The organism is Pseudomonas wadenswilerensis, from assembly GCF_900497695.1.
Lineage (GTDB): Bacteria > Pseudomonadota > Gammaproteobacteria > Pseudomonadales > Pseudomonadaceae > Aquipseudomonas > Aquipseudomonas wadenswilerensis.
Genome location: NZ_UIDD01000009.1, coordinates 100,199 through 114,530 on the forward strand (window position 1 = coordinate 100,199; position 14,332 = coordinate 114,530).

The 14,332-nt window shown below is 62.2% G+C and carries 12 protein-coding genes; all 12 read left to right on the forward strand.

Features of this window, described 5'->3' with window-relative positions:
• The first annotated feature begins 37 nt into the window (after positions 1-37).
• The 12 genes from CCOS864_RS18350 (at position 38) to nuoH (ending at position 14,324) form a co-directional block, all read left to right on the forward strand.
• The gene (locus CCOS864_RS18350) at positions 38-1,204 is read left to right on the forward strand and encodes a ribosomal protein uL16 3-hydroxylase (RefSeq protein ID WP_115087763.1); all 1,167 of its coding nucleotides are present in this window, start codon (positions 38-40) and stop codon (positions 1,202-1,204) included.
• A complete protein-coding gene (locus tag CCOS864_RS18355; RefSeq protein ID WP_115087764.1) occupies positions 1,197-1,631 on the forward strand; it encodes a GNAT family N-acetyltransferase in 435 nt (144 codons plus the stop codon). The genes CCOS864_RS18350 and CCOS864_RS18355 overlap by 8 nt, the downstream gene beginning before the upstream one ends.
• Positions 1,632-1,821: 190 nt before the next feature.
• Entirely contained in the window at positions 1,822-2,556 is a 735-nt protein-coding gene (locus CCOS864_RS18360) for a secretin N-terminal domain-containing protein (protein ID WP_240047875.1), read from the forward strand.
• A 489-nt stretch (positions 2,557-3,045) separates the two neighbouring features.
• Complete coding sequence (aceA, locus tag CCOS864_RS18365; RefSeq protein WP_115087766.1) at positions 3,046-4,371, forward strand: isocitrate lyase; 1,326 nt, start codon at positions 3,046-3,048, stop codon at positions 4,369-4,371.
• Positions 4,372-4,618: 247 nt separating this feature from the next.
• Complete coding sequence (locus tag CCOS864_RS18370; RefSeq protein ID WP_115087767.1) at positions 4,619-5,281, forward strand: lysoplasmalogenase; 663 nt, start codon at positions 4,619-4,621, stop codon at positions 5,279-5,281.
• A 358-nt stretch (positions 5,282-5,639) separates the two neighbouring features.
• Complete coding sequence (locus tag CCOS864_RS18375) at positions 5,640-6,053, forward strand: NADH-quinone oxidoreductase subunit A (protein WP_010220397.1); 414 nt, start codon at positions 5,640-5,642, stop codon at positions 6,051-6,053.
• A gap of 10 nt (positions 6,054-6,063) precedes the next feature.
• Complete coding sequence (locus tag CCOS864_RS18380; protein WP_010220398.1) at positions 6,064-6,741, forward strand: NADH-quinone oxidoreductase subunit B; 678 nt, start codon at positions 6,064-6,066, stop codon at positions 6,739-6,741.
• Between the two features lie 78 nt (positions 6,742-6,819).
• Positions 6,820-8,601: an NADH-quinone oxidoreductase subunit C/D gene (gene nuoC, locus CCOS864_RS18385; protein ID WP_115087768.1), complete on the forward strand. Its 1,782-nt coding sequence runs from the start codon at positions 6,820-6,822 to the stop codon at positions 8,599-8,601.
• 2 nt (positions 8,602-8,603) lie between these two features.
• Positions 8,604-9,101: an NADH-quinone oxidoreductase subunit NuoE gene (gene nuoE, locus CCOS864_RS18390; protein WP_115087769.1), complete on the forward strand. Its 498-nt coding sequence runs from the start codon at positions 8,604-8,606 to the stop codon at positions 9,099-9,101.
• Positions 9,098-10,471: an NADH-quinone oxidoreductase subunit NuoF gene (gene nuoF, locus CCOS864_RS18395; RefSeq protein WP_115087770.1), complete on the forward strand. Its 1,374-nt coding sequence runs from the start codon at positions 9,098-9,100 to the stop codon at positions 10,469-10,471. The genes nuoE and nuoF overlap by 4 nt, the downstream gene beginning before the upstream one ends.
• Before the next feature lie 134 nt (positions 10,472-10,605).
• Entirely contained in the window at positions 10,606-13,320 is a 2,715-nt protein-coding gene (gene nuoG, locus CCOS864_RS18400; protein ID WP_115087771.1) for an NADH-quinone oxidoreductase subunit NuoG, read from the forward strand.
• Entirely contained in the window at positions 13,317-14,324 is a 1,008-nt protein-coding gene (gene nuoH / locus CCOS864_RS18405) for an NADH-quinone oxidoreductase subunit NuoH (RefSeq protein ID WP_038996049.1), read from the forward strand. Before nuoG ends, nuoH begins: the two co-directional genes overlap by 4 nt.
• The last annotated feature ends 8 nt before the right edge of the window (positions 14,325-14,332 follow it).

Here is a 14,332-nt window from a genome sequence, read left to right on the forward strand (position 1 = left end):
TACCGAAAGAAAATTACTTTTTTTCAATAGGTTACACATGAATCCTGATACTCCTCTGCAGCTTCTGGGCGGCCTCACTGCCCGCGAATTCATGCGCGACTACTGGCAGAAGAAACCCCTGCTGGTACGCCAGGCCTTCCCGGACTTCGAAAGCCCGATCGACGCTGACGAACTGGCCGGCCTGGCCCTGGAAGAAGAAGTCGAATCGCGCCTGGTCATCGAGCACGGCGAACGCCCATGGGAACTGCGCCGCGGCCCGTTCGAAGAAGATGCCTTCAGTACCCTGCCCGAGCGCGACTGGACCCTGCTGGTGCAGGCGGTCGACCAGTTCGTGCCGGAAGTCGGCGAGCTGCTGGAGCACTTCCGCTTCCTGCCAAGCTGGCGTATCGACGATGTAATGATCAGCTTTGCAGCGCCTGGCGGCAGCGTTGGCCCGCACTTCGACAACTACGACGTGTTCCTGCTGCAAGGCCAGGGCAAGCGCAACTGGAAGATCGGCCAGATGTGCGACAGCGACAGCCCGCTGCTGGAGCACGCCGACCTGCGCATCCTGGCCGAATTCGAGCAAAGCGACGAGTGGACCCTGGAGCCCGGCGACATGCTTTACCTGCCGCCGCGCCTGGCCCACTACGGCATTGCCGAAGATGACTGCCTGACCTACTCGGTGGGCTTCCGTGCGCCGGGCGCCGCTGAAGTGCTAACCCATTTCACCGACTTCCTCAGCCAGTTCCTGCCCGACGAAGAGCGTTACACCGACGCCGACGCCGAGCCGGTCAGCGACCCGCACCAGATTCAGCACGACGCCCTCGACCGCCTGAAAAAGCTGCTCACCGAGCACATGGGTGACGAGCGCCTGCTGCTGACCTGGTTCGGCCAGTTCATGACCGAACCGCGTTACCCGGAGCTGGTCAGCGGCGAGACGCTGGATGAAGTCGAGCTGATCGAGAGCCTGGCCCAGGGCGCGATCCTGATCCGCAACCCGAGTGCGCGCCTGGCCTGGTCGGAAGTCGACGACAACCTGCTGCTGTTCGCCAGCGGCCAGAGCCGCCTGCTGCCGGGCGACCTGCGCGAACTGCTGAAGCTGATCTGCGCCGCCGATGCGTTGCATATTGAAAACCTTGAGCAGTGGCTTGAAAACGATCAAGGCATTACCTTGATCTGCGAACTGGTCAAACAAGGAAGCCTGGGGTTTGCCAATGAATAAGATCCGCGTCCGGCTCGCCGACTGGCAAAAAGACAACGCCGATATCCGCCGTATTCGTGAAGCCGTGTTCATCGCCGAACAGAACGTGCCGCCGGAGCTGGAATGGGATGCCGACGACAACACTGCCGTGCACTTCCTGGCCATGGAAGGTGACTATGCCATCGGCACCGCGCGCCTGCTGCCCGACGGCCATATCGGCCGGGTCTCGGTGCTCAAGGACTGGCGCGGGCTGAAGGTCGGCGACGCGCTGATGCAGGCGGTCATCGTCGAAGCGCAGAACCGTGACCTCAAGCAGCAGATGCTCAGCGCCCAGGTGCACGCCACGCCATTCTACGAGCGCCTTGGTTTCAAGGTGGTCAGCGAGGAGTTCCTCGAGGCGGGCATTCCGCACGTGGACATGGTTCGCGAGTCGCGCGAACTGGCCTGATTGCGATTGGGGCTGCCTTGCAGCCCATCGCCGGCAAGGCCGGCTCCCACAGGTTCGATGCCAACCTGATCCTTGTGGGAGCCGGCCTTGCCGGCGATGGGCTGCGAAGCAGTCCTCAGCCTGACAACCTCGCTCCCATAACTGCTACAAATTTGCCATCATGTCCACTCCACCCGCGGAGATCATGGACATGCCGCTACGCCCCCTTCTCGCCTCCCTGCTTCTGTCGTTCAGCCTGAGTACGCTGGCCGCCACCGAAGTCCTGCCGCTGAGCCACCGCACCAGCGCTGAAATCCTCCCCACCGCGCAAGCCTTCATCGGCAAGGACGGCAGCGTCAGCGCCTTTGAAAACAAACTGATCGTCAACGCCGAGCCCGAACGCATCGACGACCTGCGCACCCTGCTGCAGCAACTGGACACCGCGCCGCGTAAACTGCTGATCAGCGTCGACAACAACGACAGCAACTTCCAGGACAACCGCGGCAATGCCCGGGTCATTCGCTACGGCACTGCCAACCGCGAAGGCGGCCTGCAACAGGTGCAAGCCAGCGAAGGCAGCCCGGCGCTGATCCAGGTCGGCCAGAGCATCCCGATCACCAGCACCAGTACCGATGGCTATGGCCGGGTGCAAAGTGACACCGAATACCGCAACGTCACCCAGGGCTTTTACGTCACCGCCAGCGTCACTGGCGACACCGTGCACCTAAACATCAGTACCAACAATGACCGGATGAGCCAGGAACGTCCTGATGTAGTGAAGGTGCAAAGTACCGACACAAAAGTCACCGGCAAGCTCGGTGAGTGGATCACCTTGGCAGGGGTCAACCAGCAGAGTCAGTCCGAACGCAGCGCTTCGGCCCTCAGTTACAGCACCCAGCGCGGTGAAAACATGACATTGCGGGTAAAAGTCGACGCTTTGGACTGAACCCAGACAAATCAAGGCCTCGACCAAAGGCCTCGAAACTGACTGATGAGTCGTATTAGACCAAAGATGTAGTGGTGATAAAAAACCACTACAAAACATTTGACGACCCCGAAACGTCGAGGCATGATGGCCCCGCTCCCGCTGATCAGAGGCCCTGGCAAGGGCTTTCGAGCCGCGCTCTAACTTACCCACCTGAGCCGGCTCGTGTCTGTACCGCCCACAAGGCAGTTTGACGAGATTGCGACTGGAACGAAGTTGTCCCGAGGGACGGAAGCGCATCAAAAGGTACCCGGCAGCACTGTTCATTGCAGTTCGGCAACCACGAGCCACCCTGCAGCGAAAACCTCGCCCACCTGCTCACTTCCCCTCTTCGAGCCCCATCGTTCGACCGTCGCATATTTCGCCCATACTGACCTTTGCCTGGCTTCTGATCTGCGCAGTAGAGAGCGAGAATTTTTACCCAAGACCGATGCGACGAGGTTTATTTCCATGGCACTGACACGCGAACAGCAAATTGCAGCCCTCGAAAAAGACTGGGCCGAGAACCCGCGCTGGAAAGGCGTGACCCGTACCTACACCGCCGCTGATGTCGTTCGTCTGCGTGGCTCGATCCAGCCTGAGCACACCCTGGCCCATCTGGGTGCCGAGAAGCTGTGGAAGCTGGTCACCCAGGGCGCACACCCGTCCTTCCGTCCAGAGAAAGATTTCGTCAACTGCATGGGCGCCCTGACCGGCGGCCAGGCCGTACAACAGGTCAAAGCCGGTATCCAGGCCATCTACCTGTCGGGCTGGCAAGTGGCTGCCGACAACAACTCGGCCGAGTCCATGTACCCAGACCAGTCGCTGTACCCGGTGGACTCGGTCCCAACCGTGGTCAAGCGCATCAACAACTCGTTCCGTCGCGCCGACCAGATCCAGTGGAAAGCCGGCAAGAACCCGGGCGACGAAGGCTACGTCGACTACTTCGCACCGATCGTGGCTGACGCTGAAGCCGGTTTCGGCGGCGTCCTCAACGCCTACGAGCTGATGAAGAACATGATCGAAGCAGGCGCCGCCGGCGTTCACTTCGAAGACCAGCTGGCCTCGGTGAAAAAATGCGGCCACATGGGCGGCAAGGTACTGGTTCCGACCCAGGAAGCCGTACAGAAGCTGACCGCTGCCCGTCTGGCGGCTGACGTTGCCGGCGTACCGACCATTATCCTGGCCCGTACCGACGCCAACGCCGCTGACCTTTTGACCAGCGACTGCGACCCGTACGACCAGCCATTCGTGATTGGCGAGCGCACCCAGGAAGGCTTCTACAAGGTTCGTGCAGGCCTGGATCAAGCCATCGCCCGCGGCCTGGCTTACGCGCCATACGCCGACCTGATCTGGTGTGAAACCGCCAAGCCGGACCTGGACGAAGCTCGCCGCTTTGCCGAAGCGATCAAGAAGGAATACCCGGACCAGATCCTGTCCTACAACTGCTCGCCTTCCTTCAACTGGAAGAAGAACCTGGACGACGCAACCATCGCCAAGTTCCAGCGCGAACTGTCGGCCATGGGCTACAAGCACCAGTTCATCACCCTGGCGGGTATCCACAACATGTGGCACGGCATGTTCAACCTGGCGCACGACTACGCCCGCAACGACATGACCGCCTACGTGAAGCTGCAAGAGCAAGAATTCGCTGACGCGTCGAAAGGCTACACCTTCGTCGCCCACCAGCAGGAAGTCGGTACCGGCTACTTCGACGACATGACCACTGTTATCCAGGGTGGCAAGTCTTCGGTGACCGCCCTGACCGGCTCGACCGAAGAAGAGCAGTTCCACTGATCACGGATCGGTTGCTGAGATTCGGGTAACACGCAAAACCCGGGGCCTGTGATGGGGCCCCGGGTTTTGTTTTTTTATCAGGATGTGGTGGTGCCGCCATCGCTGGCAAGCCAGCTCCCACCGGGCACAGTGCATGCAGCACCTGTGTGAGCTGGCTTGCCAGCGATAGGCCCCCTGCAAATGCACAGGGCTTCCTTATTAATTGCCATTGGCTATGCTAGGTGCACAACAACACCAAGGATCGGCCATGCCCCGCCCTGTCACCCTGCTCTGCCTGGCCCTGCTGGGTGCAGCCTTCTATCTATATGCACTGGCCAGCGGCAACGCGCTGCTGGGCCTGGCGGTCAAACCGATCCCGGTGCTGGCGCTGATCTGCTGGCTGAGTAGCGCCGAGCCCACCGCCTACCGGCGCTGGATCATCATTGGCCTAGGTTTCTCACTGCTCGGCGACATACTCCTGGCCGTGCCTGGCGATCTGTTCGTGTTTGGCCTGGCGGCCTTTCTCTGCGCGCACCTGGCCTACCTGCGCGGCTACCTGGGCGAGGACCGCCAACTGGCGCCCGCTGCACTGCTGGGCTCGGCGATTGTCGGTGCGGCGCTGCTGGGCCTGCTGATCAGTTCCGGCCTGGGTGAATTGCTGATTCCGGTCACCGTGTATGCCCTGGCCATCAGCGCCATGCTCTGGCGCGCCCTGGCCTGCGGCGGCCTCGCGGCACTGGGCGCGGTTGCTTTCGTGTTTTCCGACAGCCTGATCGGTATCGACCGCTTCGTCAGCCCGTTTGGCGCCGCCCAGTACCTGATCATCCTCGCCTACTGGCTGGGCCAGTGGGCCATCGCCGCCTCGGCCTACACCAGGCAATCGACAAAAGCCTTGATCCAGAGCGCGGCGAGGCAAGAAAAAACAGGTTAAAACACAGGGGGTGGAAACTTGCAGGTGACGGCTATGTTGCACAACTTTGTAGTTGACTCGAACAGTAGGACTAATCGCACAACCTCAAATGATATTAATTATCATTACGAAGTTGCTGATTCATTACGCGTTGCAAGAAACATAATTAACAGAACCCGGGGCAATGCCCGGTCTACGTGGCCTGCAGCCTGTTACGAAAGATTTTTGTTCTTAATCTTACGAATAAATTTGCTGCAGAAATTTTACTTGCACCGGGTTTACCCATAAAATCAGCGCGATAGATTCCGCTGCGACATATCGTCACTGCTCTACTTCTTTTCAAGCCGCAGAGACTGGTCTCTGTATAAGGATTTTCAGCATGCCCGATTCGACAGGACTCATCGCCCACAACTGGGGCTTTGCCATTTTCCTTTTGGGTGTCGTAGGCCTGTGTGCCTTCATGCTCGGCCTGTCCGCCCTGCTCGGCAGCAAGGCCTGGGGCCGCAGCAAGAACGAGCCCTTCGAGTCCGGCATGCTGCCCACTGGCGGCGCCCGCTTGCGTCTGTCAGCCAAATTCTATCTGGTCGCGATGCTGTTCGTGATCTTCGATATCGAAGCCCTCTTTCTCTTTGCATGGTCTGTGTCCGTCCGCGAAAGCGGCTGGACCGGATTCGTCGAAGCACTCGTTTTCATAGCAATTCTGTTGGCAGGTCTTGTCTACCTATGGCGCGTCGGAGCACTTGACTGGGCTCCCGAAGGTCGTCGCAAGCGGCAAGCGAAGCTGAAACAATGAGGCTTTGGCAATGCAATACAATCTCACCAGAATCGACCCGGATGCTCCCAACGAGCAATATCCAATCGGAGAACGGGAAACCGTCTCCGATTCGCTGCTAGAGGACCAGGTCCACAAGAACATCTTCATGGGCAAACTTGAAGATGTGCTCAGTGGCGCGGTCAACTGGGGGCGTAAGAACTCCCTGTGGCCGTACAACTTCGGCCTCTCCTGCTGCTACGTGGAAATGACCACGGCCTTCACGGCGCCCCACGACATCGCCCGCTTCGGCGCCGAAGTCATCCGGGCATCGCCGCGTCAGGCCGACTTCATGGTCATCGCCGGCACCTGCTTCATCAAGATGGCGCCGATCATCCAGCGCCTGTACGAGCAGATGCTCGAGCCCAAGTGGGTCATCTCCATGGGTTCGTGCGCCAACTCCGGTGGCATGTACGACATTTACTCGGTCGTTCAGGGGGTCGACAAGTTCCTCCCCGTGGATGTCTACGTGCCTGGCTGCCCGCCACGCCCTGAAGCCTTCCTGCAAGGCCTGATGCTGTTGCAGGAGTCGATTGGCCAGGAGCGTCGCCCTCTTTCCTGGGTTGTCGGTGATCAAGGCATTTACCGTGCCGAGATGCCGTCGCAGAAAGAGCAACGCCGTGAACAGCGCATCCAGGTCACCAACCTGCGCAGCCCCGACGAAGTCTGATCCAGCGACCTGTTGCCTGCGCATGTGCGACAGGCAGCCTGGCTTCATTCTCTACGTTGACCGAAAGCGACCGAGACCATGACAGCGGACACCGCTATTTATATCCCGCCTTACAAGGCTGACGACCAGGATGTGGTCGTCGAACTGAACAACAAATTCGGCCCCGAAGCGTTCGTCGCCCAGGAAACCCGCACCGGCATGCCGGTGCTTTGGGTTACCCGCGAAAAACTCAAGGACGTGCTGGGTTTCCTGCGCCATGTCGCCAAGCCGTACAGCATGCTCTACGACCTGCATGGCGTCGACGAGCGCCTGCGCACCCAGCGCCGCGGCCTGCCGGGCGCAGACTTCAGCGTGTTCTACCACCTGCTCTCGGTGGAGCGGAACAGCGACGTGATGATCAAGGTGGCCCTCAGCGAAGGCGACCTGAACCTGCCCACCGTCACCGGTATCTGGCCCAACGCCAACTGGTACGAGCGTGAAGTCTGGGACATGTTCGGCATCGACTTTGCCGGCCACCCGCACCTGACCCGGATCATGATGCCGCCGACCTGGGAAGGTCACCCGCTGCGCAAGGACTACCCTGCCCGCGCCACCGAATTCGATCCGTACAGCCTGACCCTGGCCAAGCAGCAACTCGAGGAAGAAGCCGCACGCTTCAACCCTGAGGCCTGGGGCATGAAACGCCAGGGCACCAACGAGGACTACATGTTCCTCAACCTGGGCCCGAACCACCCTTCGGCCCACGGTGCCTTCCGTATCGTCCTGCAGCTGGACGGCGAAGAGATTGTCGACTGCGTCCCGGACATCGGCTACCACCACCGTGGCGCCGAGAAAATGGCCGAGCGTCAGTCCTGGCACAGCTTCATCCCCTACACCGACCGTATCGACTACCTCGGCGGGGTGATGAACAACCTGCCGTACGTACTGGCGGTGGAGAAGCTGGCCGGCATCCAGGTGCCGCAGAAGGTCGACGTGATCCGCATCATGCTCGCCGAGTTCTTCCGCATCACCAGCCACCTGCTGTTCCTGGGGACCTACATCCAGGACGTCGGCGCCATGACCCCGGTGTTCTTCACCTTCACCGACCGTCAGCGCGCCTACACCGTGATCGAAGCCATCACCGGCTTCCGTCTGCACCCGGCCTGGTACCGCATCGGTGGTGTTGCCCACGACCTGCCGCGCGGCTGGGAAATACTGGTGAAGGACTTCGTCGACTGGCTGCCAAAGCGCCTCGACGAGTACACCAAGGCCGCCCTGCAGAACAGCATCCTCAAGGGCCGGACCATCGGCGTTGCCCAGTACAACACCAAAGAGGCCCTGGAATGGGGCGTCACCGGTGCTGGCCTGCGTTCCACCGGTCTTGACTTCGACCTGCGCAAAGCCCGCCCTTACTCCGGCTACGAGAACTTCGAGTTCGAAGTGCCGCTGGCCCACAACGGCGATGCCTACGATCGCTGCATGGTCCGTGTCGAGGAGATGCGCCAGAGTATCCGCATCATCGACCAGTGCCTGCGCAACATGCCGGAAGGCCCGTATAAGGCGGATCACCCGCTGACCACGCCGCCGCCGAAAGAGCGCACCCTGCAGCACATCGAAACCCTGATCACTCACTTCCTGCAGGTTTCGTGGGGCCCGGTCATGCCGGCCAACGAATCCTTCCAGATGATCGAGGCGACCAAGGGCATCAACAGTTACTACCTGACGAGCGACGGCGGCACCATGAGCTACCGCACCCGGATCCGTACCCCGAGCTACCCGCACCTGCAGCAGATCCCTTCGGTGATCCGCGGCAGCATGGTCGCGGACCTCATTGCGTACCTGGGCAGTATCGACTTCGTTATGGCTGACGTGGACCGCTAAGCATGAACAGCACGCTTATCCAAACCGACCGTTTCGCCCTGAGCGAAACCGAGCGCTCGGCCATCGAGCACGAGATGCATCACTACGAGGACCCGCGCGCGGCGTCCATCGAAGCCCTGAAGATCGTCCAGAAGGAACGCGGCTGGGTGCCGGACGGCGCCATCTACGCCATCGGCGAAGTGCTCGGCATTCCTGCCAGCGACGTCGAAGGCGTGGCCACCTTCTATAGTCAGATCTTCCGTCAGCCGGTTGGCCGGCACATCATCCGCGTCTGCGACAGCATGGTCTGCTACATCGGCGGCCACGAGTCGGTGGTCAGCCAGATCCAGACCGAACTGGGCATCGGCCTGGGCCAGACCACCGCAGACGGGCGCTTCACCCTGCTGCCTGTGTGCTGCCTGGGTAACTGCGACAAGGCCCCGGCGCTGATGATCGACGACGACACCTTTGGCGACGTGCAGCCTGCTGGCGTCTCCAAGCTGCTGGAGGGTTACGTATGACCATCACTTCCTTCGGCCCGGCCAACCGCATTGCGCGCTCGGCTGAAACCCATCCGCTGACCTGGCGCCTGCGTGACGACGGCGAGCCGGTCTGGCTCGACGAGTACCAGGCCAAGGACGGCTACGCCGCCGCCCGCAAGGCCCTGGCGCAGATGTCCCAGGACGATATCGTCCAGACCGTGAAAGATTCCGGCCTCAAGGGCCGTGGCGGTGCGGGTTTCCCGACCGGCGTCAAATGGGGCCTGATGCCCAAAGACGAATCCATGAACATCCGCTACCTGCTGTGCAACGCGGACGAAATGGAGCCCAACACCTGGAAAGACCGCATGCTGATGGAGCAACAGCCCCATCTGCTGATCGAAGGCATGCTGATCAGCGCCCGCGCGCTGAAAGCCTACCGCGGCTACATCTTCCTGCGTGGCGAATACACCACCGCAGCGCGCAACCTCAACCGTGCGGTCGAGGAAGCCAAGGCTGCAGGCCTTTTGGGCAAGAACATCCTCGGCAGCGGCTTCGACTTCGAGCTGTTCGTCCACACCGGTGCCGGGCGCTACATCTGCGGTGAAGAAACCGCACTGATCAACTCCCTCGAAGGCCGCCGCGCCAACCCGCGCTCCAAGCCGCCCTTCCCTGCCGCCGTTGGCGTGTGGGGCAAGCCGACCTGCGTGAACAACGTCGAGACCCTGTGCAACGTGCCGGCCATCGTCGGCAACGGCATCGACTGGTACAAGTCGCTGGCCCGCGAAGGCAGTGAAGACCACGGCACCAAGCTGATGGGCTTCTCCGGCAAGGTCAAGAACCCGGGCCTGTGGGAACTGCCGTTCGGCGTCAGCGCCCGCGAGCTGTTCGAAGACTACGCCGGCGGCATGCGCGATGGCTTCAAGCTCAAGTGCTGGCAGCCAGGCGGCGCCGGTACCGGTTTCCTGCTGCCCGAGCACCTGGATGCGCAAATGTACGCCGGTGGCATCGCCAAGGTCGGCACCCGTATGGGTACCGGCCTGGCCATGGCCGTGGACGACAGCGTCAACATGGTCTCGCTGCTGCGCAACATGGAAGAGTTCTTTGCCCGTGAATCCTGTGGCTTCTGCACCCCGTGCCGCGACGGCCTGCCGTGGAGCGTCAAGCTCCTGCGCGCCCTCGAACAAGGCCAGGGCCAGCAGGGCGACATCGAGACCCTGCTGGGTCTGGTCGGTTTCCTCGGCCCAGGCAAGACCTTCTGTGCACACGCACCGGGCGCCGTTGAGCCGCTGGGTAGCGCGATCAAGTACTTCCGCCCTGAGTTCGAGGCTGGCATCGCCAGCCAGGCACCGGCTGCTGCCGCTGCCGGCCTGCGCCCGGACCTGGCGAAGCCGATCGTCGTCGGCGCATAACGAATAACAACGCGGGCGGTCCGTGCCGCCCGCTTGCCTGCTCAGCTCGCCCGGGGACACCTGTCGCGGGCTGCAGGCACACAGATTTCCATTAGCCACGCCCGCAGACGCGGGCCAACGAAGAACTTTGAACCATGGCCACTATCCACGTAGACGGCAAAGAGCTCGAAGTCAACGGCGCAGACAACCTGTTACAGGCGTGTCTGTCGCTCGGCCTCGACATCCCCTATTTCTGCTGGCACCCGGCGCTCGGTAGCGTCGGTGCCTGCCGCCAGTGTGCGGTCAAGCAGTACACCGACGAGAACGACACCCGTGGTCGCATCGTCATGTCCTGCATGACCCCTGCCACCGATGGCAGCTGGATTTCCATCGAAGACGAAGAAGCCAAGGTATTCCGTGCCAGCGTCGTCGAATGGCTGATGACCAACCACCCGCACGACTGCCCGGTGTGCGAGGAAGGCGGTCACTGCCACCTGCAAGACATGACGGTCATGACCGGCCACAACGAGCGCCGCTACCGTTTCACCAAGCGTACCCACCAGAACCAGGAGCTCGGCCCGTTCATCGCCCACGAGATGAACCGCTGCATCGCCTGCTACCGTTGCGTGCGTTACTACAAGGACTACGCCGGCGGTACCGACCTGGGCGTATTCGGTGCCCACGACAACGTCTACTTCGGTCGCGTTGAAGACGGTACCCTCGAGAGCGAGTTCTCCGGCAACCTCACCGAGGTCTGCCCGACCGGTGTGTTCACCGACAAGACCCACTCCGAGCGCTACAACCGTAAATGGGACATGCAGTTCGCCCCGAGCATCTGCCATGGCTGCTCCAGCGGTTGCAACATCAGCCCGGGTGAGCGTTACGGCGAACTGCGCCGGATCGAGAACCGCTTCAACGGTTCGGTCAACCAGTACTTCCTCTGCGACCGTGGCCGTTTCGGCTATGGCTACGTCAACCGCACCGACCGTCCACGTCAGCCACTGCTGGCCGACGGCACCAAGCTGAGCCTGGATGCCGCCCTGGACAAGGCTGCGGACATGCTGCGCGGGCGCAATATCGTCGGTATCGGCTCGCCGCGCGCCAGCCTCGAAAGCAACTACGGCCTGCGCGAACTGGTCGGTGCCGAGCACTTCTACTCGGGTATGGAAGCCGGTGAGCTGGCCCGCGTACGCCTGGCCCTGCAAGTGCTCAACGACAGCCCGCTGCCGGTCCCGACCCTGCGCGACATGGAAGACCATGACGCGGTGTTCGTACTTGGCGAAGACCTGACCCAGACCGCCGCCCGTGTGGCCCTGGCCCTGCGTCAGTCGGTCAAGGGCAAGGCCGAAGCCATGGCCGATGCCATGCGCGTTCAGCCTTGGCTCGATGCCGCGGTGAAGAACATCGGCCAGCACGCCATGTACCCGCTGTTTATCGCAAGCCTGGCCGAAACCAAGCTCGATGACGTCGCCGAAGAGTGCGTGCACGCAGCGCCGGACGACCTGGCCCGCATCGGTTTCGCCGTGGCCCATGCCATCGACCCGAGCGCCCCTGCCGTCGACGGCCTGGACGCCGAAGCCCTGGCCCTGGCCAAGCGCATCGCCGACGCCCTGGTGGCCGCCAACCGTCCGCTGGTGGTTGCCGGTACCTCGCTGGGTTCCAGCGCCCTGATCGAAGCCGCGGCCAACATCGCCAAGGCCCTGAAGCTGCGCGAGAAGAACGGTTCCCTGAGCCTGGTGGTGCCTGAGGCCAACAGCCTCGGCTTGGCCATGCTCGGTGGCGAGTCGATCGATGCCGCGCTGGACGCAGTGATCGAAGGCAAGGCCGACGCCATCGTCGTGATGGAAAACGACCTGTACAGCCGCGTTGCCGCTGCCAAGGTCGACGCTGCCCTGGCCGCTGCCAAAGTCGTAATCGTTGCCGATCACCAGAAGACCGCTACCACCGACCGCGCCCACCTGGTGCTGCCGGCGGCGTCCTTCGCCGAAGGCGACGGTACCCTGGTCAGCCTGGAAGGCCGTGCCCAGCGCTTCTTCCAGGTGTTCGACCCTACCTACCTGGACAGCAGCATCCTGGTTCACGAAGGCTGGCGCTGGATGCACGCCCTGCGTGCCACCCTGCTCAACAAGCCGGTCGACTGGACCCAGCTGGACCACGTCACCAGCGCCTGCGCCGCTGCCGCGCCGCAACTGACCGGCATCGTCAACGCCGCACCGTCCGCTTCGTTCCGCATCAAGGGCATGAAGCTTGCGCGTGAGCCGCTGCGCTACTCCGGCCGTACCGCCATGCGCGCCGACATCAGCGTGCACGAGCCGCGTACCCCGCAAGACAAGGACTCCGCATTCGCCTTCTCCATGGAAGGTTACTCGGGTTCGGCCGAACCGCGCTCGCAAGTGCCGTTCGCCTGGTCGCCGGGCTGGAACTCGCCGCAAGCCTGGAACAAGTTCCAGGACGAGGTCGGTGGTCACCTGCGCGCAGGCGACCCGGGCACCCGCCTGATCGAAACCCAGGGCGACAAGCTGAACTGGTTCGCCAGCGTTCCGGCAGCCTTCGCCCCGGCCCGCGGCACCTGGCAGGCCGTACCGTTCTACCACCTGTTCGGCAGCGAAGAGAACTCTTCGCGCGCAGCGCCGGTGCAGGAGCGCATCCCGCAAGCCTACGTGGCCCTGGCCAAGTCCGAAGCCGACCGCCTGGGTGTCAACGACGGCGCCCTGCTCAGCCTGAACGTGGCAGGCGTGACCCTGCGTCTGCCGCTGCGCATCAATGAAGAACTGGGCGCAGGCCTGGTTGCCCTGCCGAAAGGCCTGGCCGGCATTCCGCCAGCCATCTTCGGTGCATCCGTCGAAGGCCTGCAGGAGGCAGCACAATGACCTGGTTCACCCCTGAAGTGATCGATGTGATCATCACCGTCATCAAGGCCATCGTGGTCTTGCTGGCCGTGGTGGTCTGCGGTGCGCTGCTCAGCTTCGTCGAGCGGCGCCTGCTGGGCTGGTGGCAGGACCGTTACGGTCCGAACCGCGTCGGCCCGTTCGGCATGTTCCAGATCGCAGCCGACATGCTGAAAATGTTCTTCAAGGAAGACTGGAACCCGCCCTTCGTCGACAAGGTGATCTTCACCCTGGCGCCAGTGGTGGCCATGAGCGCCTTGCTGATCGCCTTCGCGATCATCCCGATCACCCCGACCTGGGGTGTCGCGGACCTGAACATCGGCCTGCTGTTCTTCTTCGCCATGGCCGGTCTGTCGGTCTACGCCGTGCTGTTCGCCGGCTGGTCGTCGAACAACAAGTACGCCCTGCTCGGCAGCCTGCGGGCCTCGGCCCAGACCGTGTCGTACGAAGTGTTCATGGGCCTGGCGCTGATGGGCATCGTGGCCCAGGTCGGCTCGTTCAACATGCGCGACATCGTTGACTACCAGGCCCAGAACCTGTGGTTCATCATTCCGCAGTTCTTCGGCTTCTGCACCTTCTTCATCGCTGGCGTCGCCGTGACTCACCGTCACCCGTTCGACCAGCCGGAAGCGGAACAGGAACTGGCCGACGGTTACCACATTGAATATGCCGGCATGAAATGGGGCATGTTCTTCGTCGGTGAGTACATCGGCATCATCCTGATCTCGGCGCTGCTGGTAACCCTGTTCTTCGGCGGCTGGCACGGCCCGTTCGGCATCCTGCCGCAACTGTCGTTCGTCTGGTTCGCCCTGAAGACCGCGTTCTTCATCATGCTGTTCATCCTGCTGCGCGCCTCGATCCCGCGCCCGCGCTATGACCAGGTGATGGACTTCAGCTGGAAGTTCTGCCTGCCGCTGACCCTGATCAATTTGCTGGTGACCGCTGCGCTCGTGTTGCTCAACACGCCAGCTGTTGCGGCCCAGTGAGGATTTGA

What these genes read in the sequence shown, in the direction of transcription:
- aceA (WP_115087766.1), top strand. Translation starts at nt 3,046, where the DNA reads ATGGCACTGACACGCGAACAGCAAATTGCAGCCCTCGAAAAAGACTGG.
- CCOS864_RS18380 (WP_010220398.1), top strand. Translation starts at nt 6,064, where the DNA reads ATGCAATACAATCTCACCAGAATCGACCCGGATGCTCCCAACGAGCAA.
- CCOS864_RS18370 (WP_115087767.1), top strand. Translation starts at nt 4,619, where the DNA reads ATGCCCCGCCCTGTCACCCTGCTCTGCCTGGCCCTGCTGGGTGCAGCC.
- CCOS864_RS18360 (WP_240047875.1), top strand. Translation starts at nt 1,822, where the DNA reads ATGCCGCTACGCCCCCTTCTCGCCTCCCTGCTTCTGTCGTTCAGCCTG.
- CCOS864_RS18355 (WP_115087764.1), top strand. Translation starts at nt 1,197, where the DNA reads ATGAATAAGATCCGCGTCCGGCTCGCCGACTGGCAAAAAGACAACGCC.
- nuoC (WP_115087768.1), top strand. Translation starts at nt 6,820, where the DNA reads ATGACAGCGGACACCGCTATTTATATCCCGCCTTACAAGGCTGACGAC.
- CCOS864_RS18350 (WP_115087763.1), top strand. Translation starts at nt 38, where the DNA reads ATGAATCCTGATACTCCTCTGCAGCTTCTGGGCGGCCTCACTGCCCGC.
- nuoG (WP_115087771.1), top strand. Translation starts at nt 10,606, where the DNA reads ATGGCCACTATCCACGTAGACGGCAAAGAGCTCGAAGTCAACGGCGCA.
- CCOS864_RS18375 (WP_010220397.1), top strand. Translation starts at nt 5,640, where the DNA reads ATGCCCGATTCGACAGGACTCATCGCCCACAACTGGGGCTTTGCCATT.
- nuoE (WP_115087769.1), top strand. Translation starts at nt 8,604, where the DNA reads ATGAACAGCACGCTTATCCAAACCGACCGTTTCGCCCTGAGCGAAACC.
- nuoF (WP_115087770.1), top strand. Translation starts at nt 9,098, where the DNA reads ATGACCATCACTTCCTTCGGCCCGGCCAACCGCATTGCGCGCTCGGCT.
- nuoH (WP_038996049.1), top strand. Translation starts at nt 13,317, where the DNA reads ATGACCTGGTTCACCCCTGAAGTGATCGATGTGATCATCACCGTCATC.